The 21,248-nt window shown below is 41.7% G+C and carries 22 protein-coding genes; 14 read left to right on the top strand and 8 right to left on the bottom strand.

Features of this window, described 5'->3' with window-relative positions; genetic code table 11:
- Positions 1-250 precede the first annotated feature (250 nt).
- Positions 251-1,090 (bottom strand): TdeIII family type II restriction endonuclease, encoded by an 840-nt coding sequence (locus tag VB654_RS00375; protein ID WP_323211251.1) that lies wholly within the window; start codon positions 1,088-1,090, stop codon positions 251-253.
- Between the two features lie 14 nt (positions 1,091-1,104).
- A complete protein-coding gene (locus tag VB654_RS00380) occupies positions 1,105-2,475 on the bottom strand; it encodes a DNA cytosine methyltransferase (protein WP_323211253.1) in 1,371 nt (456 codons plus the stop codon).
- Positions 2,476-2,992: 517 nt separating this feature from the next.
- On the opposite strand from VB654_RS00380, the gene psb32 reads away from it, so the two are divergent.
- Positions 2,993-3,724 (top strand): photosystem II repair protein Psb32, encoded by a 732-nt coding sequence (psb32, locus tag VB654_RS00385; protein WP_323211255.1) that lies wholly within the window; start codon positions 2,993-2,995, stop codon positions 3,722-3,724.
- Positions 3,725-3,799: 75 nt separating this feature from the next.
- On the opposite strand, the gene VB654_RS00390 is transcribed toward psb32, so the two are convergent.
- From VB654_RS00390 to VB654_RS00400, 3 genes are all read right to left on the bottom strand, one after another.
- Positions 3,800-4,183 carry a DUF4346 domain-containing protein gene (locus VB654_RS00390; protein WP_323211257.1) on the bottom strand — a complete coding sequence of 128 codons (384 nt, stop codon included), beginning with the start codon at positions 4,181-4,183 and terminating at the stop codon, positions 3,800-3,802.
- An 81-nt stretch (positions 4,184-4,264) separates the two neighbouring features.
- Complete coding sequence (locus tag VB654_RS00395) at positions 4,265-4,960, bottom strand: TrkA family potassium uptake protein (RefSeq protein WP_323211259.1); 696 nt, start codon at positions 4,958-4,960, stop codon at positions 4,265-4,267.
- Positions 4,961-5,133: 173 nt separating this feature from the next.
- Positions 5,134-6,468, bottom strand: a complete 1,335-nt coding sequence (locus VB654_RS00400; protein ID WP_323211260.1) for a TrkH family potassium uptake protein — start codon at positions 6,466-6,468, stop codon at positions 5,134-5,136.
- A 222-nt stretch (positions 6,469-6,690) separates the two neighbouring features.
- Between VB654_RS00400 and VB654_RS00405 the strand changes: the two genes are divergently transcribed.
- The 4 genes from VB654_RS00405 to VB654_RS00420 all read left to right on the top strand — a co-directional run bounded on the left by VB654_RS00405 (position 6,691) and on the right by VB654_RS00420 (position 10,374).
- Positions 6,691-7,533 (top strand): methyltransferase domain-containing protein, encoded by an 843-nt coding sequence (locus VB654_RS00405; protein ID WP_323211262.1) that lies wholly within the window; start codon positions 6,691-6,693, stop codon positions 7,531-7,533.
- A gap of 130 nt (positions 7,534-7,663) precedes the next feature.
- Positions 7,664-8,602: a homogentisate phytyltransferase gene (locus tag VB654_RS00410; protein WP_323211264.1), complete on the top strand. Its 939-nt coding sequence runs from the start codon at positions 7,664-7,666 to the stop codon at positions 8,600-8,602.
- A 4-nt stretch (positions 8,603-8,606) separates the two neighbouring features.
- On the top strand, positions 8,607-9,083 hold the full coding sequence (locus tag VB654_RS00415) for a tetratricopeptide repeat protein (protein ID WP_323211265.1): 477 nt from the start codon (positions 8,607-8,609) through the stop codon (positions 9,081-9,083).
- A gap of 259 nt (positions 9,084-9,342) precedes the next feature.
- Positions 9,343-10,374 carry a hypothetical protein gene (locus VB654_RS00420; RefSeq protein WP_323211266.1) on the top strand — a complete coding sequence of 344 codons (1,032 nt, stop codon included), beginning with the start codon at positions 9,343-9,345 and terminating at the stop codon, positions 10,372-10,374.
- A 164-nt stretch (positions 10,375-10,538) separates the two neighbouring features.
- On the opposite strand, the gene VB654_RS00425 is transcribed toward VB654_RS00420, so the two are convergent.
- Positions 10,539-11,366 carry a carbohydrate ABC transporter permease gene (locus VB654_RS00425; RefSeq protein WP_323211268.1) on the bottom strand — a complete coding sequence of 276 codons (828 nt, stop codon included), beginning with the start codon at positions 11,364-11,366 and terminating at the stop codon, positions 10,539-10,541.
- A gap of 176 nt (positions 11,367-11,542) precedes the next feature.
- Between VB654_RS00425 and VB654_RS00430 the strand changes: the two genes are divergently transcribed.
- The 6 genes from VB654_RS00430 to folE all read left to right on the top strand — a co-directional run bounded on the left by VB654_RS00430 (position 11,543) and on the right by folE (position 16,690).
- Positions 11,543-12,238 (top strand): aldehyde oxygenase (deformylating), encoded by a 696-nt coding sequence (locus VB654_RS00430; RefSeq protein ID WP_323211269.1) that lies wholly within the window; start codon positions 11,543-11,545, stop codon positions 12,236-12,238.
- Positions 12,239-12,565: 327 nt separating this feature from the next.
- Positions 12,566-13,603, top strand: coding sequence for a long-chain acyl-[acyl-carrier-protein] reductase (locus VB654_RS00435; RefSeq protein WP_323211270.1), 1,038 nt, complete (start codon positions 12,566-12,568; stop codon positions 13,601-13,603).
- 89 nt (positions 13,604-13,692) lie between these two features.
- A complete protein-coding gene (locus tag VB654_RS00440; protein ID WP_323211271.1) occupies positions 13,693-14,673 on the top strand; it encodes an acetyl-CoA carboxylase carboxyltransferase subunit alpha in 981 nt (326 codons plus the stop codon).
- A 374-nt stretch (positions 14,674-15,047) separates the two neighbouring features.
- Positions 15,048-15,770, top strand: coding sequence for an SDR family oxidoreductase (locus VB654_RS00445; protein WP_323211272.1), 723 nt, complete (start codon positions 15,048-15,050; stop codon positions 15,768-15,770).
- Positions 15,771-15,808: 38 nt separating this feature from the next.
- Positions 15,809-15,952, top strand: a complete 144-nt coding sequence (locus VB654_RS00450; protein WP_323211273.1) for a hypothetical protein — start codon at positions 15,809-15,811, stop codon at positions 15,950-15,952.
- Between the two features lie 30 nt (positions 15,953-15,982).
- Complete coding sequence (gene folE, locus VB654_RS00455; protein WP_323211275.1) at positions 15,983-16,690, top strand: GTP cyclohydrolase I FolE; 708 nt, start codon at positions 15,983-15,985, stop codon at positions 16,688-16,690.
- A gap of 99 nt (positions 16,691-16,789) precedes the next feature.
- Here the strand turns inward: folE and VB654_RS00460 are convergent, their stop codons facing one another.
- The gene (locus tag VB654_RS00460) at positions 16,790-17,419 is read right to left on the bottom strand and encodes a phosphoribosylanthranilate isomerase (protein WP_323211276.1); all 630 of its coding nucleotides are present in this window, start codon (positions 17,417-17,419) and stop codon (positions 16,790-16,792) included.
- Positions 17,420-17,542: 123 nt separating this feature from the next.
- Between VB654_RS00460 and psaK (VB654_RS00465) the strand changes: the two genes are divergently transcribed.
- From psaK (VB654_RS00465) to VB654_RS00475, 3 genes are all read left to right on the top strand, one after another.
- Positions 17,543-17,791: a photosystem I reaction center subunit PsaK gene (gene psaK, locus VB654_RS00465; protein WP_323211277.1), complete on the top strand. Its 249-nt coding sequence runs from the start codon at positions 17,543-17,545 to the stop codon at positions 17,789-17,791.
- A 302-nt stretch (positions 17,792-18,093) separates the two neighbouring features.
- Positions 18,094-18,360 carry a photosystem I reaction center subunit PsaK gene (gene psaK / locus VB654_RS00470; protein WP_323211606.1) on the top strand — a complete coding sequence of 89 codons (267 nt, stop codon included), beginning with the start codon at positions 18,094-18,096 and terminating at the stop codon, positions 18,358-18,360.
- A gap of 193 nt (positions 18,361-18,553) precedes the next feature.
- Positions 18,554-19,750, top strand: a complete 1,197-nt coding sequence (locus tag VB654_RS00475) for a site-2 protease family protein (protein ID WP_323211279.1) — start codon at positions 18,554-18,556, stop codon at positions 19,748-19,750.
- 109 nt (positions 19,751-19,859) lie between these two features.
- Here the strand turns inward: VB654_RS00475 and pyrC are convergent, their stop codons facing one another.
- Positions 19,860-20,942, bottom strand: coding sequence for a dihydroorotase (pyrC, locus tag VB654_RS00480; RefSeq protein WP_323211281.1), 1,083 nt, complete (start codon positions 20,940-20,942; stop codon positions 19,860-19,862).
- Positions 20,943-21,248: the final 306 nt, after the last annotated feature.

Below are 21,248 nucleotides of genomic sequence, written 5' to 3' on the forward strand. Positions count from 1 at the left end.
TATCACTCTACCCCGTGATAGCTTCATACCATGACCTACCTCCTTGATACTTGCTTGATTTCCGAAATTATCCCTAAACAACCAAATCAACAGGTTTTAAGTTGGCTAGATGCCCAAGATAATAATTCATCCTGATCACCAAACTTGCCCAAAATCATATCTTGCTGCACACCCCAGTTTTAAACAGTGTATTGAGTGAGCAAAAGTTCCAAATCAGTTTTTACCTGCTCAACTCTCACAAGATCATCAGCTAAAAGCCAAAAGCTAAATTATCCAACATATATTTACCTTTCTCCCTTCCAACCTCTAGATAAATTTCTAGCAGTTCTTCATAAGCAGTATTTCCTCCTACAGTACTCCAAAAATCATTCCCGATAACTACCGCATCATCAAAAGGTAAATAACTTTTTGCATGAGTCCATTTATAATCACTTTTATTTACACCATACGGATTATACGGCATTGCATAGTAAGCTTGCAATTGAGGACGGTTTAGACCAAGCAGTAAATGAAATCTCAATAAACGTTGCAAAACTTCTAAACATTGTCCTTTATTGGGTTTGGGAGCTTTAATTTCAAAACAAAATTCCGTCCCATCTTTGCCAACAATATAAAGGTCTACACGAACAATTTTTTTGGCTAAATCATCGTTACGACGAGCATTAAGAACTGCTGTGACCATCTGCTCAAAAGATGGTTTTTCTTTCTCCCCCTTTACAGCAGATTCATAATTTTGTTTTTGCAGTTCAGCTTCTGCAAAAGCTGCACTACTTACCTCAGTGTTAATATCATAACCACGGTAAACTTTTTGATGATGTTGGAGAGCGATGAGGCGAGCGCATTCTTCAAAAGAATTACCTAACTTTGTACTCAACCCTCTTTCAAATTGGTTGATCCGGATTAATTCTGGCGGAATAAGTGCAGCTTGAAACGGTTTTAATTCACCATTAGATGAGTACCTTGATAAATACTCGGTTGCAGTGGTAGGTCTTAAACTATTACGTCCTTTATACTCATCTATAAGACCTTGAATAAAACCCTCCAAATAGCCTTTAATTACTGCACGAGTATTTTTATTAATAGCTACCATATTCACAGTTAAACCTATAAAATTATTTTTAACAAAGCATTTGCTAAATGATAAACTACAGGAACGGAAACAGCATTGCCTAACTGGTGCTTGGCTGTAGTTTCATTTTCTGCTATTTGAAAATTTTCTGGAAAACCTTGTAATCTGGCGTAATCTTGTGCAGTTAAAGGTTTATATTTATTCTGGTTATAAATTTGTCGAATAAATTTTTGCTTATAGAGGTCTGGGGCTTCACATTCTATAGATATAGTAGCTACATAATCTCTGGTTCCAGTTGCGGTTAAAGTTCCGATTGCATCGGCATGAGGTAGAAATATTTTACAAATTCCCTTAATTCCAGATGAAATTTTAGAATTGACAAATTCATAACCCTTACCCTCTATAAAACAGAGAATTTGTTTTTCAACTAAAGTATTGATTTCTTCTATCTCTAAACGAGGAATCAAGCATTGTAAAATTTCAAATCCTAAAGGATTACCATCTTTTTCTCCATAAATTTTCTTCCTTCTGTTTTTTAATATTGTTTGGCAAATCAGCTTTTCTCTATGATTTGTTTCAATTAATTCCCAAGAATGAATTGTAGTATGTCCATCTCTAATATCAGCAAAAGTAAAAAAATCATTCAATTCATCTATTTTTTGAAATCTACCTCTAGAAGCTGGGATTTTACCATCGGTGAATAATACTTCTGGAGGAAATTTCTTTTTAAGTAAATTACTCTTTTCCACTCCAGGAATTAAATCATAAAGCTTGGGACGTTTATTTATTTTTTGAGGAAAGCTAAACCCCCAACAATTATCAATATCATTTCTAATACCAACAATAAATATTCTGTCTCTATCTTGAGGTAAACCAAAATCGTATGAATTGAGTACCTGATGTTTAACTACATAGCCAGATGATGTTAGATTTTTAAGTATGTATGCTAAACTTTCTCTATTTCTTGGCTCTGTTAAACCTTTAACATTCTCAAATATAAATGCTTTAGGTTGGTTAAGTTTTACAATTCTAAAAACGTCCAGCCATAGTTGTCCTCTGGGATCTTGTAAGCCTTGCATTTTACCCGCTATAGACCAAGGTTGACAAGGAACACCACCTACTATAATATCTGTCATAAAAGGTAGTTGATGTAAATTTGTAATATCTCCTAAATCAGCTTCTTCATTGATATTATGAATAAAATTTTGTCGATATACTTTAATTGCTTCTTTGTTAATTTCTGAATAGCCTAAACAAATTCCTCCTAATTCTTCCAGAGGAATCCTAAAGCCACCTATCCCAGAAAATAGGTCTACAAATGTAAATTTCGTTATGCAATTTATGGTGTTTTTGGGTTGGAATAATTGAAATAAGTCTAGTTGTTGTGCATAAATACCTGTTTGCATTGGCTGCGTCACATAGAAATGTTAGTAAATATATTCCATAATAGTATAAATCTAGTTAGAAAATTCCCAAAGCTAACGCCTAGAGTGAACTTCGGGCTATTTTCCAAGCGAACTGACAAGTCAGCGCTTTCCCACTCCGCAAAACAGTGAAGTCACAAGTCAGCATTGAATTGGCGTAAAAATTTATAGTAATTTAAATATTTTGCTGTGTTCAGATTTGATTTAGTAAAAAGTTTCGCCATATTCTTTAATTAATCTGGAAATTCAACACTATTGCATTTTCAAAGCTGAATCCACACTCTTTTTTCTTTTATTTCAAGTAATGAAGAAACATTTAGCTGATTTGCTCGTGTAGCTTAGACACAGGAGAAGTAACTGGCGGCAGATTTTTTATCACTAAGGCTAACCAGATTTACCGGCTGAATACAGCCAAAATTGAATAGATGTGTAAATCAGGTGATTTTGACCTTGGTTCTGTAGTATTTTTGGTGCAAGCCTGTCTTAAAGAGATCATCCGATGAAACAGATCCTTAGCGAAATATTTAGTCTTAAAAAATACCTACTTCGGCTAATTGTACCCTTACTGATGGTAGTTCTGGGTGCTTCAGTGTTTGTCTCACCTGCATTAGCTACAGGTGTATATCAAATCCCAAATTTGACCGAAAACAACTGGGTTTTAGATCAAAGTGACATTATTAGTCGCGTCAATGAAGGTAAAATCAGCAGTACCTTTGAGGACTTAGCAAAAAAAACAGGTAACGAAGTCAGATTTGTGACTCTTCGTCGCCTTGATTATGGTGAAACGCCAGAAAGTTTTTCTCAAGAACTGTTTGAAAAATGGTTTCCTACAGCAGCAGCACAAGCTAATCAAACATTGGTGGTATTGGATACTGTTACTAACGGTACTGCTATTGTGACTGGTGAAGAAGTTAAGCCCTTGTTGACTGACGCTATCGCTGAAAGTGTGGTTTCAGAAACTATGGGTATACCCATACGAAATGGTAACAAATACAATCAAGCATTTGTCGATGCAAGCGATCGCCTGGTCGCTGTCCTCTCTGGGGAAGCAGATCCAGGACCACCGGAAGTTACTGAAACTGTACAGGTAGAAGGTACTTTTACCAAAGCCGAAGACACGGATAAAGGTAACGCTACTGCTTGGGTAGTAGGACTGTTAATTGCCGCTACAGTGATCCCAATGGCTACTTACTTTGTTTACCAGATCAACCAACCATCATCTGAGGGCTAACTTTATCAGTTAATGATCAAAAGAGTTAATTGGGTTGAAGTTTCCCTCTATACGCTTTGATAACTGTTGACTGATTCAATCTTGAATATACTCTTGCCCTAATACTAAAGCCACTTCAGCCCGGACAAACTCGCGCCCTAAATAAGCCGCATGGTCTAAAAAAGTGACGGGACAGGGCTGAGTTTCTTCAAAAATCTTTACACAAAGTTCCTTAGCCGTCCGTCCACTAAAAACCGTTGTGTGAGTTCGTTCCACTTTACCCTTAGCCGGGATGACCTTGCCGGTTTCGGGATCGACGGCTAAACCTTGGTCATCAATGATATTTGTGAAATGCTTGGCGTAAATTAACCCTACGTTTCGATCCACATAGATAATGAAATATCCGCCGGGGTCAAGTTCAATATAACGTTGAGAAAGTTTATTATCAATTGCCGCCAAATCGTCAAGTATTAAATCCATAAACATTCAAAAAAGCAAACTTGTTTCTACTGGTTTTTTACACCTATATCAAGTGTAATTCCTATCTTCCATTTATCTAATTCAAATCGGCAAGCGATTAATATCTTTGTTATGGCCAATCACCACCATTGCTGTACCCCGTTCGAGACGCTTAGTGGGTTCGGGATTGATTTGAAATTTGCCATCCTGACTCACGGCTAGTAAATTCAAGCCATAGCGGTTACGCAGTTGCAGTTCGGAGATGGTTCGACCGTGGAATTCATCAGGAACAATCATTTCAACAATACTGTTTTCTGGGTCAAGGTCAAATCGGTCTAGAATAGCTGGTTTAGTGAGCGATCGCGCTAGGGCGCAACCTGCTTCAAATTCGGGAAACACTACATGATCTGCACCCACTCGTTTTAACAGCTTACGGTGAACTTCACTCGAAGCTTTAGCCACTACATGAGGTACACCACCCTCTTTCACATTCAAAGTAGTGATAATACTTTCTTGAATGTAGTTACCAATAGCAATGATTACCGTATCAAATTCAAATATTCCTGCTTCTTTAAGTGCAGCTGGTTCAGTTGAATCTAGCTGTAAAGCGTGACCAACCATCTCTTCATGTAATGCATCTGATACAAGCTTTTCATCAACATCTGTTGCCAGTACTTGATAACCTAATTTGTGTAACGTTGAACATACCGATCTACCAAAACGACCTAACCCAATTACAGCAAATTGGTGGTTATCTCTACGTAAACTGCGAAAAAAGCCTATCGATGACAGATTCACATTTGTTATCCTTATTTTCGCTACCTGGGGATAGGTAAAAACGATGACACTAAAATTTGTTAAAAGTTTTAGTTGTTTGCCTATTTATTCATATTTTATCAGTAGACGTTACTAACATCTCTTGAAAATATTAGTCATTAATTAACATTCCATCACCATCTTTACCTAAGCAGCTAACCTACAAGTAAATTTTCTTCAGGATAGTGAATTCTACTGGGGCGAGGGTCTCCCAATACAGCAGCCATCAGTAATAAAACACCGACTCTTCCCACATACATTGTGACAATTAAAATCAGTTTGGCTGGGACTGAGACGCTACTAGTGATACCTGTAGAAAGTCCTACCGTAGCAAAGGCTGATACAACTTCAAACAAAAGTTGAATAAAATTTAACTCTGGGTCTGTGAGGGAAATTAAAATTGTAGACAATAGCACCATAGCCACGGAACCAACTAAAACACCAACGGCTTTTAAAATTAAAGATATTGCTATTTTGCGTTCATATAATAAAACTTCTTCTTTACCTTGAAGAATTGATTTTGTACAACTAGTGAGAACCCTCAATGTTGTGGTTTTTATCCCTCCTCCTGTTCCACTAGGACTTGCACCAATAAACATCAATGCAATAGTAATAAATAGACCAGCCGTTGTCATTTGGCTAACATCAATGCTATTGAAACCAGCAGTTCTGGTAGTAACTGATTGGAACCAAGCTGCTAATAACTGGGCAGGTAGAGTTAATAAACCAAATGTTTCTTGATTTTTTATCTCTATGCTCAAAAATGCGAATGTCCCGATGAATAAAAGTATTAAAGTTGTACTACAGGCTACTTTAAAATCCAAAGAAAATACGAAGGCTGTGGTTTTATTGAGCAGGCGATCGCGCACCCAAAGATAGATTTCTAATATTACCTGATAGCCAATGCCGCCAAAGATTATCAACATTGTAATCGTGAAAACTACTAACAAAGATGACTGATATCCGATTAAACTATCTGAGAACAAACTAAACCCGGCATTATTCCAAGCGGAAATACTATGAAAAATCGCCAGCCAAAGTCCTTGACTCCAGCCAAAATCGGGAACAAATGCCGGAATAAGTAAGAAAATGCCTGTAATTTCAAAAATCATCGTTGTGGCAATAATTGACCGGATAACTTGAGCGCTACCTTGCATTCCCGGTCGGTCTAAAGTTTGCTGAATGGCAATTTTTTGCCGCAGGTTAAATTTTCGCCCCACAAGCATAATCAGAAAGGTGGTGCTTGTCATGTACCCCAAGCCACCAATTTGAGCTAACAACAGAATACACAACTGACCCCAAAAGGAAAAATCAGTCCCCGTATCAACTACAGCTAACCCCGTGACGCAAACAGCAGAGGTGGCTGTAAATAGCGCCACAATGGGGTCATTCCAAGTCCCACTGCTAGTAGAGAAAGGCATCATCAGCAGGAGGGTTCCCACGGTGATGACAGCTAAAAATCCCAAGCAAACTGTGCGAGAAACGGTCATAACAAGATAAATACTTACAAATTATTTTAGGGATGATACATCAGTTATCCGTCAAGAAACCTCATTGGGTGGAAATCCCCCACCTGATGCCTTGATCACTGTTGACTGTTCACTGATTTAACACCCCTAAAAGCCAAAACACTCTTATTCAATTAAAAACACACATGGTAGCCTACGAGTATGTTTATTTAAATTCGGCATTGTTTTAACACTGCTTTCTTCATGAGTGCAACACTATACCAGCAAATACAGCAATTTTATGATGCTTCCTCTGGTCTGTGGGAACAGATTTGGGGGGAACATATGCACCACGGCTACTACGGCGCAGATGGTAGCCAAAAAAAAGAACGCCGACTAGCTCAAATTGATTTAATCGAAGAACTACTCAAATGGGCTGAGGTAGAAACAGCAGAAAACATTCTGGATGTGGGTTGTGGTATTGGCGGTAGTTCTCTTTACTTAGCAGGTAAGTTTAAAGCTGAAGCCACGGGGATTACTTTAAGTCCAGTGCAAGCCGCTAGAGCCAATGAACGCGCCCAATATGCTGGTTTGAGTGGTAGATGTCGGTTTCAAGTCGCAGATGCTCAAGCAATGCCTTTTGCTGACGATTCTTTTGATTTGGTCTGGTCGCTGGAAAGCGGTGAACATATGCCAGATAAAACTAAGTTTTTGCAGGAATGCTATCGAGTTTTAAAGCCGGGTGGGAAGCTAATTGTTGTCACTTGGTGTCATCGTCCCACTGATGTCTCACCATTGACGGCCGATGAACAAAAGCATTTGCAAGATATTTATCGGGTATATTGTTTACCCTACGTGATTTCGTTACCAGAATACGAAGCGATCGCACATCAACTTCCTTTAAATAATCTCCGCACTGCTGATTGGTCAACGGCTGTCGCCCCTTTTTGGGATTTTGTCATTGATTCGGCTTTCACTCCGCAAGCGCTTTTCGGGTTACTCACTTCTGGTTGGGAAACTATTCAAGGTGCATTGTCTCTGGGATTAATGAGTGATGGCTATAAACGTGGATTAATTCGGTTTGCTTTGTTGTGCGGAACTAAATAGAGGCAGGGGAGTAGGGAACAAGGGGGAGTTAGAAGTTACTTTAAACTTCTGGTTACTTAACAACCGTTTCTCTTCTCCTCTGCACCCTATCCCCGTTCCTCTTTTCCCTATTCGTTCATCTCAAATTTTTATGAATCAAATTTCTGGTCAGTCTTCTAATTTTAAAAGTAATTGGCTTTATGCTTTTTGGAAATTTTCCCGCCCGCACACGATTATTGGCACGAGTTTAAGTGTGTGGAGTTTGTATTTAATTGCTGTTGCTATTTCTGCGACTAGTTTCTCTAATGATCAACTAATTCCTCTTCTGGGTGCTTGGATTGCCTGTTTATGTGGCAATATTTATATTGTGGGCTTAAATCAATTAGAAGATGTTGAAATTGACAAGGTTAATAAGCCTCATTTACCTCTAGCATCAGGTGAATTTTCTCGGAAGCAAGGGCAGTTAATTGTGATCACTATGGGCGTTTTGGCGCTGGTTGTGGCTTGGCTAACTGGACCTTTTTTATTGGGATTGGTAGCTTTGAGTTTGGCTATTGGTACGGCTTATTCTTTACCACCCATTCGCTTGAAGCAATTTCCTTTTTGGGCAGCACTGTGTATATTTTCAGTGCGGGGAACTATTGTGAATTTGGGACTATTTTTACACTTTAATTGGGCATTAAAACAAACTCCAGCTATTCCGCCTGTGGTTTGGGTGCTGACAATATTTATTTTAGTGTTTACCTTTGCGATCGCTATCTTTAAAGATATCCCCGATCTGGAAGGCGATCGCCTTTACAATATCACAACTTTCACTATCCAACTTGGACCCCAAGCCGTATTTAATTTAGCGCTTTGGGTGCTAACTGTTTGCTATCTGGGAATCATGCTCATTGGTGTGCTGAATTTTCCAGACATTAACCCCATGTTTTTAGTAATTACTCATTTAGTAGTGCTGTCTGGAATGTGGATGCGAAGTTTAGCAGTAGACTTAGAAAATAAGAGCGCGATCGCTGATTTCTATCAATTTATCTGGAAACTCTTCTACCTCGAATATATTATGTTCCCTATCGCCTGTTTCTTAGGTTAGAACCATGTTAGAAAATCTTCACAAAACAGACATTTTCGCCATCATTCCAGTTGCGATCGCTTTAACAATTCTCGGTTATTTCTCCTGGAAAACTTTGGTAACTTTAAACTCTTTCCAAAAAGGAGTAAGACTCTATGAACAAAAAGATTATCAAGGTGCTGAATTAGCTTTTCGCAAAGTAATTTCTAACAACTCGACTAATGACGTAGTTCGCTTGTTATTGGGAGATATTTTAAAAGAGAAAGGCAATGTCAAAGAAGCAACAGAATTATACCAGGAAGTAATTCGCAGCAGTCCGAAAAATCCTGATGCTTACCTGCGAATAGCAAATGTTTTCATGGCAGAAAACCAACCAGAACAAGCCAAAGATAATCTAGAACAAGCCAAAGCCTTATTGCAAAAACAACGACAACCTCAAAGAGCAGCACAAATCAGCCATTTATTAGATAAAATTACTGCTAAAACTGGCAATCAAGCCTAGCTTTATAGCAATGGATTAAGTAGCTGAGGACATGATAAAATTACCAAATCAATTAACAGTAGGGACATATAGCAATATGCTCCCCTTTTGCTACATCTCCTATTTATTTAAGACAAAAACAAATTATTTTTCCTGCTCCCTCTCCTAACTAAGATGAGGGTGGGGATCAGGTTTAATATGTTACAAAAATATGTAATAATAAGCCGATTGCGCTCCGCGCAGTGCCGAAGGAAATCGCATACACTAGTTAGCTATCATTGTGCAAGATACCGAATCCATCAACGACCTAGCTGCGGCTTTGCAACAACCAGCAGACCTCAGCTTTGAACTACCAGATCCAGAAGATGAAGAGATTTTAGAGTCAGATTTTCAAGAACAACTGGATGTAGCATGGCAGGTATGCGATCGCTTTGACCTGCAAACCGAAATTTGGCGGGGGCGCATCTTACGGGCTATTCGTGACCGAGAAAAAAGAGGTGGTGACGGAAGGGGTACAGGATTTCTCCGGTGGTTGAAAGAACACGAAATTAGTAAAAGTCAAGCTTACGCCTGGATTCAACTAGCCAATAGTGCTGATACTCTCCTCGAAGAAGGAAAACTTGACCCAAGCTCAGTAAATAACTTTAGCAAACGGGCATTTATTGAAACCTCCAAAGCCGTCCCAGAAGTCCAACAGATGGTGAGTGAAGCGGCGCAAAAAGGCGACCAAATTACCAGAAGAGAAGTGCGCCAACTCACCGACGAATGGACAGCCATGTCATCGGAGTTACTACCAGAATCCGTGAAGGTAAAAGCAGCCGACAACTCCCTGCCCTCGCGCTACATTGCCCCTCTGGTGAAGGAAATGGAAAAACTGCCAGAATCACACCAAAAGATGATTCACACCGAAATTGCGGCTAATCCTGACGTTGATACTCTCAAACAGGCAACTTCAGAGGCGCGTCATTTAGCTAAATATCTCAAATCAGCCGCCCAAGTCCAAGCATTGACACAGGCGGATATTGACATTGAAACAGCCTTAGAAGAAGCCCAAAGGATTGGCTGTCTGAGTATAGCTGCTGATTTAGTCAATCAAGCATCACAGATAGAACAAACAATTGCTAAGTTGTACATGACTTGGAAACGCATCGGTAATTTAGCAGATCGGCTATATGTTGATACTGGTGCAAGTACACCCCAACTGCGATCGCTCCTAACTTGCATCGAACCCCTCGGTGGTGAAGTCATGGAATTACAACTCAGTGGCGGTACTGAACACACAATCCGTTTGCAAATCCAGGAAACGAATTAGTTATTGGATATTGGGTATTGGGTATTGGGTATTGGGGTTAATTTCCCCCCTGCACCCTGCACCCTGCACCCTGCACCCTGCACCCTGCACCCTGCACCCTGCACCCTGCACCCTGCACCCTGCACCCTTCACCCTGCACCCTGCACCCTGCACCCTGCACCCCTTCAATTCTTAATCCCTGTAGCGGCTATACCCTGTATAAACTGACGTTGACCGATAAGGAATAACACCATCACCGGGACAGTCGTTATGGTGACAGCAGCCATCATTAAAGGCCAATTATTCGTAAATTGTTCTTGAAATTCTGCTAAAGCTAACTGTACTGTTCTTAATTCCGGTCGTGTCGTAAATACCAAAGGCTTAAATAAATCGTTCCATTCAGCAATAAAAGTAAATAGAAATAACGTCACCAGGGCGGGACGGGCTAAAGGTAACATGACTCGCCACAGAATTTGCAGCCGATTTGCTCCGTCTATGGTTGCGGCTTCTTCTAATTCTACGGGAATTGTCTGGAAATACTGACGTAACAAAAAAATACCAAAGCCATTGACAGCCGTTGGTAAAATCAGCGCCCCGTAGGTATTTATCAGGTGTCCCCACTTTAAAACTAGGAAGATGGGAATCACCAATAATTGAAAGGGAATTACCAAAGTAGCCAAGACAACCAGTAACAGCGCTTGTTTACCGCGAAACTTCAATCTAGCCAGGGCATAACCAGCCAAAGCAGAAGTGACCATTTGAAAAGCCGTCACAGCGATCGCGACTAAGGTAGAATTAGCAAACGCGAGTAAAAATTTACCTCGCTCCCAAGCATCACGGTAATTAACTAAAGACCACTTAGTTTTGGGTGAAACTTCTAAAATAGCCCCTGGAGGTGCAAAAGAGGTGATAAAGACCACGAGCAACGGTAATAGGACAATAAATGCCCCCAATACCAGCACTCCTAATCTCAATAAATTGGTAGATTTTAGATTCCAGTTGATTTTGGACATGAGTTGAGCGTTAAAGCATTTGTGTTCTATTACTAGAGCATTGCCCCCAGCAAAAGCTAATCTATAACATAGTGACTTGTTAAGTTAAATTAAACCATAGCGATCATTACCCTTAATAAACAGGGACAATCGAATTTTTGTATCAAATAATTCAAGTTTACAGGAGTAAACACACAATGCAACAACTTGCAGCCGAATTAAAAATTGATTTTCAGAGCGAAAAATACAAAGATGCCTACAGCCGCATTAATGCGATTGTGATTGAAGGTGAACAGGAAGCTCACGACAATTACATCACATTGGGAGAAATGCTCCCAGAGCTTAAAAATGAACTGATTCGTTTATCTAAAATGGAAAGTCGCCACAAAAAAGGTTTTGAAGCTTGTGGGCGGAATCTGTCTGTCAAACCAGATATGCCATTTGCTCAGAAGTTTTTCTCTGGACTACACGAAAACTTCCAAAAAGCGGCGGCGGAAGGTCAGGTAGTGACTTGCTTACTGATTCAATCTTTGATTATTGAATGCTTTGCGATCGCAGCATACAACATCTACATTCCCGTCGCCGATGATTTTGCCCGTAAAATCACAGAGGGAGTAGTAAAAGATGAATACAGTCACCTTAACTTTGGCGAAGTTTGGTTAAAAGAAAACTTTGCAGAATCCAAAGCAGAATTAGAAGCGGCCAATCGCCAAAACCTACCCATTGTTTGGAGAATGCTCAACGAAGTCGAAGATGATGCCCACGTCTTAGCAATGGAAAAAGAAGCCTTGGTCGAAGACTTCATGATTCAATACGGTGAAACCTTGAATAACATCGGCTTCACCACCAGAGACATCATGAAAATGTCAGCATACGGACTCACAGCCGCTTAATTGAGTGCTGAGTTCTGAGTGCTGAGTTCTGAGTTCTGAGTGCTGAGTTCTGAGTGCTGAGTGCTGAGTGCTGAGTTCTGAGTTCTGAGTTCTGCCTGTTTTGACCCCATAGCATCTTACGGTTTGTTTACTTTTTCTCAGAGTTATATCAATTTGAAGCGATAATCCGACAGATACCAACCGGGAAACCAGGATAGGTCGGATTTTCTAAATTACGAATTACGAATTACGAATTACGAATTACGAATTACGAATTACAAATTGGTATTTAATTCTTGCCCACTTATTCAACGCTTTCGACAAAGCATACGCCTAATACATCAATACATGTTTGGTCTAATTGGACATTTGACTAGTTTAGAACACGCTCAATCGGTAGCCAAAGAATTAGGTTATCCAGAATATGCCGATCAAGGGCTAGATTTTTGGTGCAGCGCCCCGCCGCAAATTGTCGATGAAATCACAGTTACCAGTGTGACTGGTCAGACAATTGAAGGACGGTATGTAGAATCTTGTTTTTTGCCGGAAATGTTAGCTAATCGCCGCATCAAGGCAGCAACAAGGAAAATTCTCAACGCTATGGCTCATGCTCAAAAGCATGGCATCAACATCACTGCTTTAGGGGGATTCTCCTCAATTATTTTTGAGAACTTTAAATTGGAGCAGTTTAGCCAAGTCCGCAATATCAAACTAGAGTTTGAACGCTTCACCACAGGTAATACTCACACGGCTTACATTATTTGTCGGCAAGTGGAACAAGCGTCAAAACAAATAGGAATTGATTTGTCGAAAGCGACTGTTGCTATATGTGGGGCAACTGGAGATATTGGCAGCGCCGTTACACGCTGGCTAGATGCGAGAACAGATGTTAAGGAACTTTTGCTCATCGCCCGCAATCATGACCGTCTTCAAGACTTACAAGACGAACTGGGGCGAGGAAAAATCATGGCTTTGGATGAAGCACTACCCGAAGCTGATATTGTAGTTTGGGTTGCCAGTATGCCCAAAAGCATGGAAATTGATTTTCAAGTCTTGAAGCGGCCTTGTTTGCTCATCGATGGTGGCTATCCTAAAAACTTAGCAACTAAAATTCAATATCCTGGTGTTCATGTGCTAAATGGTGGGATTGTGGAACATTCCCTGGATATTGACTGGAAAATTATGAAAATAGTCAATATGGATGTGCCAGCCCGCCAGTTGTTTGCTTGTTTTGCCGAATCTATGCTGCTGGAATTTGAGAAGTTATACACGAACTTTTCTTGGGGGCGGAATCAGATTACCGTAGACAAAATGGAGCAGATTGGTCAAGCATCAATAAAACACGGATTTAGACCCCTGCTAGTTGAGTCCTTAGTTGTAAACTAGTGACTTATAAGTAAATTACAGCCCATAGTTCATGCTGCCCTACATCCCCAACTTAAATAACTCCACACTCAACACTCTTAACTTGTACGATGGCAACTACCGAGCGCAAACCACTACTGTTAGATTTTGAAAAGCCACTAGCAGAACTGGCAAACCGGATTGATCAGATTCGGCAACTTGCAGAAGAAAATGGCGTTGATGTTTCTGGTGAAATCCGCAAACTAGAAACACGGGCTATGCAACTACGGGAGGAAATTTTCAGTAATTTATCACCGTCTCAGCGTCTGCAAGTAGCTCGTCATCCTCGTCGCCCTAGTACTCTTGATTACATTCAGTCCATTAGTGATGAATGGATGGAGTTGCATGGCGATCGCTGCGGTGGTGATGATCCAGCCCTAGTTGGTGGTGTAGGTCGTTTGGGCGGGCAACCAGTGGTAATGTTAGGTCATCAAAAAGGCCGTGACACCAAAGATAATGTCGCCCGTAACTTCGGTATGGCTTCCCCTGGTGGTTATCGTAAAGCTTTACGCTTGATGGAACACGCCAATAAGTTTGGAATGCCGATATTAACTTTTATCGACACCCCTGGCGCTTGGGCAGGCATAGAAGCCGAACATCAAGGACAAGGGGAAGCGATCGCCTACAATTTACGGGAAATGTTTTGCTTTGATGTGCCAATTATCTGCACAGTCATTGGCGAAGGTGGTTCTGGTGGCGCTTTAGGTATTGGCGTAGGCGATCGCCTCATGATGTTTGAACACGCCGTTTATACTGTCGCGACCCCCGAAGCCTGTGCCGCCATTCTGTGGAAAGATGCTACAAAATCTCCCCAAGCAGCTGTGGCTCTCAAAATAATTTCCCACGACCTGAAAAACTTAGGCATTATCGACGAGATATTATCTGAACCCACTGGTGGCGCTCATTCCGACCCACTAAAAGCCGCTACAACTCTGAAACAAAGCCTGTTAGATAACTTAGAAAAACTCAATCGGTTAACATCTCAAGAACGTCGGCAACTACGCTATGAAAAATTCCGCAAAATTGGTGTTTTTACTGAAGTTGCCCACTGATACTACGAGAAAATAACTGCTTTACTCATCAGCAATGTTATAATGCCTATGGCTACTTAAAGATTTTTAACAATCTCAACGGCCATAGGTTTTTGTATTTTAAGCAAATCAACTTGATTTGATCAGTGATTTGCCTGTTATTCAGTAATCACATTTAAATCTATGACATAATTTCCCAGTTAAACATTTGTTATCCTGACTGGGAACACACCTGACGGGAAAAAATACCCACGCTGACGGAAAAAAATAGCAGTTAGTTATCAACCAGAAATCATCGGAAATTCAGGTTAGTTAAATTTAACCAATCCGCAAGATTTGGGTAATTGGCTGGTGGAAAAAAGCTTTCAGAACTGCCAAAAAAAATTGGAGACAGCATGAGTCTTGATCAACGACGCGCCCTAATTACTGGGGCCAGTAGTGGAATTGGCAAAGCAACGGCTTTAGCATTTGCCAAGGCGGGAATTGATGTCGCCTTAGTCAGCCGTTCTTTGGATAAGTTGGAGACAGTAGCAGAAGCAGCCAGGCATACAGGAGTAACCGCCAAAGCTTATGTTGTTGATCTTGCTAATGTAACTCAAGTAAAAACCAAAATCCAAGCGATCGCCCTTGACTTTGGGGGCATAGATATCTTAGTAAATAATGCTGGCATAGCATACACAGGCAACTTAAACGAAACCCCCTTAGAAGATTGGCAGCAAGTCATAAACTTGAACCTTACCAGCGTCTTTGAGTGCAGCATGGCCATATTGCCAGGAATGAGACAAACGAAACAAGGCATGATTATTAACGTTGCCTCCGTCGCTGCTAAACAAGCTTTTCCCGGTTGGGGAGCTTATTGCGTTAGTAAAGCCGGCTTACTAGCTCTGACTCAAACCTTGGCACAAGAAGAACGTGCCAATGGTATTCGCGTAACCGCAATTTGCCCTGGTTCCGTTAACACTGAATTGTGGGATACAGAAACCGTCCATGCCGATTTTGACCGTTCCAAAATGTTAACGCCAGAAGTTGTTGCCCAATCAATTCTCTACACAGCCTTACTACCACAGCAAGCTGTCATTGAAGAATTGACCCTCATATCCAGCGCTGGAACTTTTTAGATGACTGAGTTCTGAGTGGGTAGGAGTGGGTTTAAGTAATGAGTCTGTGGTTCATCGAAATCTTTACTAAACCCGCCTGTATAGAAGTGCTGAATGCTGAGTATTTATTTAACTCTGATGCACCTGATGTGTGTGAGCGGAACGTCGCTCGGAAAATAGATATTCTCCATCAGCACCGTTAATAATTCAAACCTTAATCAAGTAATTACATCATGACTATTGCTAATTCCAACGGTTCCAATCGCGCAAAATCTCCTCTAAGCCCCGATTTAGTAGAAGCTATCAGCCCCAAACCCGACCGCAACACCCACAACGGACGACAACCAGATTTGCACCAACCATCAAGCGAAGAAATGGAATCAATGATGGATGGTGTAAGAGCGCTAATAGTAGGAGTTGGAGAAGATCCCGAAAGAGAAGGACTGCTGAAAACACCCAAACGTGTAGCAGAAGCCATGCAGTTTCTCACCAGTGGCTACAACCAATCTCTAGAAAAACTCCTGAACGATGCCATCTTTGATGAAGGACATAACGAGATGGTATTAGTCCGGGATATTAACTTCTTTAGCCTCTGCGAACACCATATGTTACCTTTTATGGGTAAAGCACACGTTGCTTATATCCCCAACCAAAAAGTTGTCGGGTTAAGTAAACTTGCCCGCATCGTCGAAATGTATTCTCGCCGTTTACAAGTCCAGGAAAGATTAACCCGTCAAATAGCCGACGCAATTCAGACTATTCTTGAACCTCAAGGTGTGGCAGTGGTAATGGAAGCTACTCATATGTGCATGGCAATGCGGGGTGTGCAAAAACCCGGTTCTTGGACTGTTACCAGTGCAATGGTTGGCGCATTTGACGAACAACAAAAAACTCGTGAAGAATTCTTTAACTTAATCCGTCATCAGCCGTCATTCTTTTAGGGAATAGGGAATGGGGATTTGGGAATGGGAATTGGGGAATCTGAATTTTCTCCCCTGCACCCAGCCCCCTGCCCCTCTGCCTCTTCTGTAAACCCGCCTCTACCTACTCCCTAACTTCTCAAATAGCAGTGCTACTTTATTTAAATCCTTATCCCCTGGTTGAAGTTCTACACCGCTAGATAAATCTATCCCGTCTGGTTTGACTTGATTTAAGGCAATTACGACATTATCTGGTGTTAGTCCCCCAGCTAATAACCAAGGACAACTGGGTTTAAACTGCTGTAGCATTTGCCAATCTAAAGTTTGTCCTGTACCTCCCAACTGTTGGGGATGATAGGCATCAAGTAGTAATGTATCTATATATTTGGTGTAATTCGAGGCTTGATTCAGATGTTCAAGACTGCGAACTCTCAAAGCTTTGAGAATTTCTACATTTGGGAGACTTTGACGTAATAGTGAGCAAAATTCCGGTGATTCGTCTCCATGTAACTGGACACCAGTCAATCCAGAATCCATAACTATTTGGCTAATTTCAGAAATGCTAGTATTGGCAAAAACTCCGATTCTGTCAATATTTTTAGGTAATTCCACCACTGCTGCCCGAATTTGCTGCGAGGTAACGTAGCGGGGTGAGGTGGGGACACATATAAATCCTAATGCAGTCGCGCCCAGATTGGCGATCGCTACAGACTGTTTTGGTTGAGTAATGCCGCAAATTTTAACCCGCATATAAATTTTAGATATTGGTAACTAAAAAAAGATCGAAAATTTCCTAATAATTTTCGGTTGTTTGCTGTGGAACTTTATAATCTTGGAGGAATACATTAATTTTGTCATTTAGGAGATACCAGTTTGTTTTCAACATTATTAGCCGCCGCATCTGTTCCCGTGACACCCGAATGGACTCCCACAGTAGGGATCATTATTAGCGTCAGCAGCTTGATAGTTCTTTTGCTATCTCTCAAAATTCAGTATCCTCAAGTCGGCCCCAAGTTGCCTATCCTGCCCATCAGCATTCCCGCCTTTATCGGTGCGATGGCTTTCGGTCATGTAATCGGCATTGGTATTGTTTTAGGACTGACTAATATCGGTCGTCTCTAGGTTTGAGAACTTAGGGAGTGGGGAGAAGAGGAACGGGGGCAGGGTGCAGGGTGCAGGGGGGAAAATTCAGATTCCCCAATTCCCAGTCCCTAATCCCCAATCCCTATTCCCCTGCAATGAAACTATTGAATTTAGCATGATCAGATTTTGTTGTAATCACTCCGACAGAAGACAGAGAAACTAACCTTCCCTTTGAGGGAGGATTCGGTAACTTCATCAAGCGGAGTATTTACATGGTGAAGAAATGACAGCTAAATCAGTTTGTTCATGCAGGAGCAAGAACCATGATCTCATTCTCGTCAATGTTATTAGCAGTCCAAGTGACTGTTCCCAATACCGGCACTACATGGAATTGGATTGGCACTTTGATTATTATTGGCAGTTGTTTATTATGCCTTTTGATTATTCCCCGCACCATTAGCTATCCCCATGTTGGGAATAAAATGCCTTTACCCTTTCCAGGACTGTTTAATAATCCTAGCGTCGGTTCATTCCTGGCGGCGATGAGTGCTGGTCATTTGATTGGTATCGGTGCTGTTTTGGGATTGGCTAATCTCGGCATTATTTGACGGCGGAAATCCCCACCCTCAGCTATTTGTACTGGGGGTCAGGAATATGTCAACCTAGAAGTTAGGGCATCTGATTATTTTAGATTGGAGATGGGGATTGTGCCATTTATAGCGGCAAACCTGATAAATGTAATTTTTATGGATAAAAATATCAATTTATAGAATTAATTTCTGCAAATACTAGGACAATATAATGCAATCAAATTGGAGAATTGGGTCATTATTTGGAATACCACTATTTTTAGACCCATTGTGGTTTGTGATTTTAGGGCTGGCTACGCTTAATTTTGGCATAGCTTACCAGGAATGGGGTACTGCCATTGGTTGGAGTGCGGGAATGGTGATGGCACTGCTGCTGTTTGGTTCAGTATTGTTACACGAATTAGGTCATAGTTTGGCAGCGCGATCGCAAGGCATTAAAGTTAACTCAATTACTCTGTTTATGTTTGGCGGGATTGCGGCTATTGAAGAAGAATCAAAAACACCGGGAAAAGCCTTTCAAGTCGCCATCGCTGGACCTTTAGTAAGTATTGCCCTGTTTTTGCTATTTAGCCTAACTACTAATATCACGCCCGCATCTAGCCCCCTCACAGCAATGGTTACAGATTTGGCGAGAATTAATTTAGTTGTCGCCCTATTTAACCTGATTCCCGGTTTACCACTAGATGGGGGACAAGTTTTAAAAGCTGCCCTCTGGAAAATTTCAGGGAACCGCTTTCAAGCTGTACACTGGGCTGCGAGGTCTGGGCAAATTTTAGGTTATAGTGCGATCGCTTTAGGATTAGCTGTAGATTTCTTCACCAGAGAGTTAATTACTGGTTTATGGATTGCTTTAATCGGTTGGTTTGCTGTACGTAATGCTAACAGCTATGACCGCGTTACCACATTACAAGAAACATTACTAAAAGTAGTAGCCAGCGATGCCATGACCCGTGATTTTCGCGTAGTCGATGCTGACCAAACTTTGCGGGCTTTTGCCGATTTCTACCTATTGGACACCAACGCGCCAAGTGTTTATTTTGCTGTGTCTGATGGGCGTTACCGGGGTATGGTTTCCATTGACGATTTACGCTTAGTAGAAAGAAGCGAATGGGAAAACCGAACTCTACAAAGTATTGTGCATCCTTTAACAGAAATTCCCTCTGTACCTGAATCTATTTCTTTAGCTGAGGTCATTAACAAGCTAGAAAATGAGAAATTACCTCGAATTACTGTCCTTTCACCTGCTGGTACAGTAGCGGGTGTAATTGACCGAGGGGATATTGTTCGGGAATTAGCCCAAAAGTTAAATCTACGCATTACCGATGAGGAAATTAAGCGGATTAAAGAAGAAGGTAGTTATCCGCCAGGGTTGCAACTGGGGACAATTGCGAAATCAGCTACAAATTAAAAAGTTTGTAGTTCAAAAGAGACAGAGGGAAACAGGAACAGGTGTTAATTAACGTGAGTTCGACTTGACAGATATTTTTGAGATGGTGGGCTGATGCACAATACGAATGTCACACCATTTGCCATGTCATTTCCTGCCCCGCCCCCAAAGGTACAAGCCCAGATTCCATAAATGGAACTTGATCAGGAACGCGCCAAGTCGTTTTGGACAAGGTAATTCGCTCGGTATTACGCGGCAGTTGATAAAAATCTGGGCCATAGAAGCTAGCGAACGCCTCCAGTTGATCCAGGGCTTTCACGCTTTCAAATGCTGCGGCATACAACTCAAGGGCGTGCAGAGCCGAAAAGCATCCCGCGCAGCCACAGGAACTTTCTTTGCTGGTGCGGGTATGGGGAGCGCTATCAGTACCTAGAAAAAACTTCGGATTCCCCGATGTTGCCGCTTGCAACAAAGCCTGACGATGCTCCTCCCGTTTCAAAATGGGCAGGCAATAAAAATGGGGGCGAAGGCCGCCTTTGAACATGGCATTACGGTTAAACAACAAATGTTGTGGCGTAATTGTGGCTGCGATGGTGTTGGCAGACAGGACATACTGCACCGCATCGGAGGTGGTGATATGCTCAAGCACCACCCGCAGGTTGGGAAATCGCTGCTTGAGGGGGATTAAATGTCGCTCGATAAATACCTTCTCGCGATCAAATGTATCAACATCGTTATCGGTCACTTCCCCGTGCAGTAATAACGGTATGTCCACCTGCTGCATCGCTTCAAAGACGCGATCGCACTTCCGAATATCCGTCACACCGGAGTCGGAGTTGGTCGTTGCACCGGCTGGGTAGTACTTGACCGCTTTGATAAACTGGGATTCTTTCGCCCGGAGAATCTCGTCGGGGCTGGTGTTGTCGGTGAGGTAGAGGGTCATCAATGGCTCAAACTGTTGCCCCTCTGGAATGGCGGCGAGGATGCGATCGCGATAGGCCGCCGCATCTGCCACCGAGCGGATAGGGGGCTTCAAGTTCGGCATGATGATCGCGCGGGCAAACTGACGCACCGTGTAGGGCAGAACCGTTTTCAGTGCTGCACCGTCGCGGAGATGCAGATGCCAATCGTCAGGTCGGGTGATGGTAAGCTTTTGCATCTTTTCATTATAAAACGGCAGGAACTCATGTTCAGGATGATCATCTGTAAACATTTTAGTGAACAACAGTATTTGACACTGGAGATATTGTTGTTATTAATACAAGCTTATCGTCAAATAAAACTGTCAAAATTGGCAAGTTTATTTCCACAATCAATTACATCTGAAAGCCGGAAACGCAATCTACTGATAAAATATTGGATTAGACAATCGTTAACACCAAAGCACCTGAACTGTTCCCTGCCTCCACGACAAAACTTTTATGTCTAACGGCACGCTACGCGAACAGCAAACCCTAAGAATATCCCGTCGTTTTGAGAGCAGGGGGCAGGGAGCGGGGAGCGGGGAGCGGGGAGAGGA

It is taken from the genome of Nodularia sp. UHCC 0506, assembly GCF_034931045.1.
GTDB lineage: Bacteria > Cyanobacteriota > Cyanobacteriia > Cyanobacteriales > Nostocaceae > Nodularia.

Coding starts and splice junctions, on each gene's coding strand:
- VB654_RS00435 (WP_323211270.1), top strand. CDS start 12,566: ATGTTTGGTCTAATTGGACATTTGACTAGTTTAGAACACGCTCAATCG.
- pyrC (WP_323211281.1), bottom strand. CDS start 20,942: ATGTTTACAGATGATCATCCTGAACATGAGTTCCTGCCGTTTTATAAT.
- VB654_RS00375 (WP_323211251.1), bottom strand. CDS start 1,090: ATGGTAGCTATTAATAAAAATACTCGTGCAGTAATTAAAGGCTATTTG.
- psaK (WP_323211606.1), top strand. CDS start 18,094: ATGTTATTAGCAGTCCAAGTGACTGTTCCCAATACCGGCACTACATGG.
- VB654_RS00445 (WP_323211272.1), top strand. CDS start 15,048: ATGAGTCTTGATCAACGACGCGCCCTAATTACTGGGGCCAGTAGTGGA.
- VB654_RS00410 (WP_323211264.1), top strand. CDS start 7,664: ATGAATCAAATTTCTGGTCAGTCTTCTAATTTTAAAAGTAATTGGCTT.
- VB654_RS00430 (WP_323211269.1), top strand. CDS start 11,543: ATGCAACAACTTGCAGCCGAATTAAAAATTGATTTTCAGAGCGAAAAA.
- VB654_RS00440 (WP_323211271.1), top strand. CDS start 13,693: ATGGCAACTACCGAGCGCAAACCACTACTGTTAGATTTTGAAAAGCCA.
- psb32 (WP_323211255.1), top strand. CDS start 2,993: ATGAAACAGATCCTTAGCGAAATATTTAGTCTTAAAAAATACCTACTT.
- VB654_RS00475 (WP_323211279.1), top strand. CDS start 18,554: ATGCAATCAAATTGGAGAATTGGGTCATTATTTGGAATACCACTATTT.
- folE (WP_323211275.1), top strand. CDS start 15,983: ATGACTATTGCTAATTCCAACGGTTCCAATCGCGCAAAATCTCCTCTA.
- VB654_RS00460 (WP_323211276.1), bottom strand. CDS start 17,419: ATGCGGGTTAAAATTTGCGGCATTACTCAACCAAAACAGTCTGTAGCG.
- VB654_RS00415 (WP_323211265.1), top strand. CDS start 8,607: ATGTTAGAAAATCTTCACAAAACAGACATTTTCGCCATCATTCCAGTT.
- VB654_RS00405 (WP_323211262.1), top strand. CDS start 6,691: ATGAGTGCAACACTATACCAGCAAATACAGCAATTTTATGATGCTTCC.
- VB654_RS00425 (WP_323211268.1), bottom strand. CDS start 11,366: ATGTCCAAAATCAACTGGAATCTAAAATCTACCAATTTATTGAGATTA.
- VB654_RS00380 (WP_323211253.1), bottom strand. CDS start 2,475: ATGCAAACAGGTATTTATGCACAACAACTAGACTTATTTCAATTATTC.
- VB654_RS00390 (WP_323211257.1), bottom strand. CDS start 4,183: ATGGATTTAATACTTGACGATTTGGCGGCAATTGATAATAAACTTTCT.
- VB654_RS00400 (WP_323211260.1), bottom strand. CDS start 6,468: ATGACCGTTTCTCGCACAGTTTGCTTGGGATTTTTAGCTGTCATCACC.
- VB654_RS00450 (WP_323211273.1), top strand. CDS start 15,809: ATGAGTCTGTGGTTCATCGAAATCTTTACTAAACCCGCCTGTATAGAA.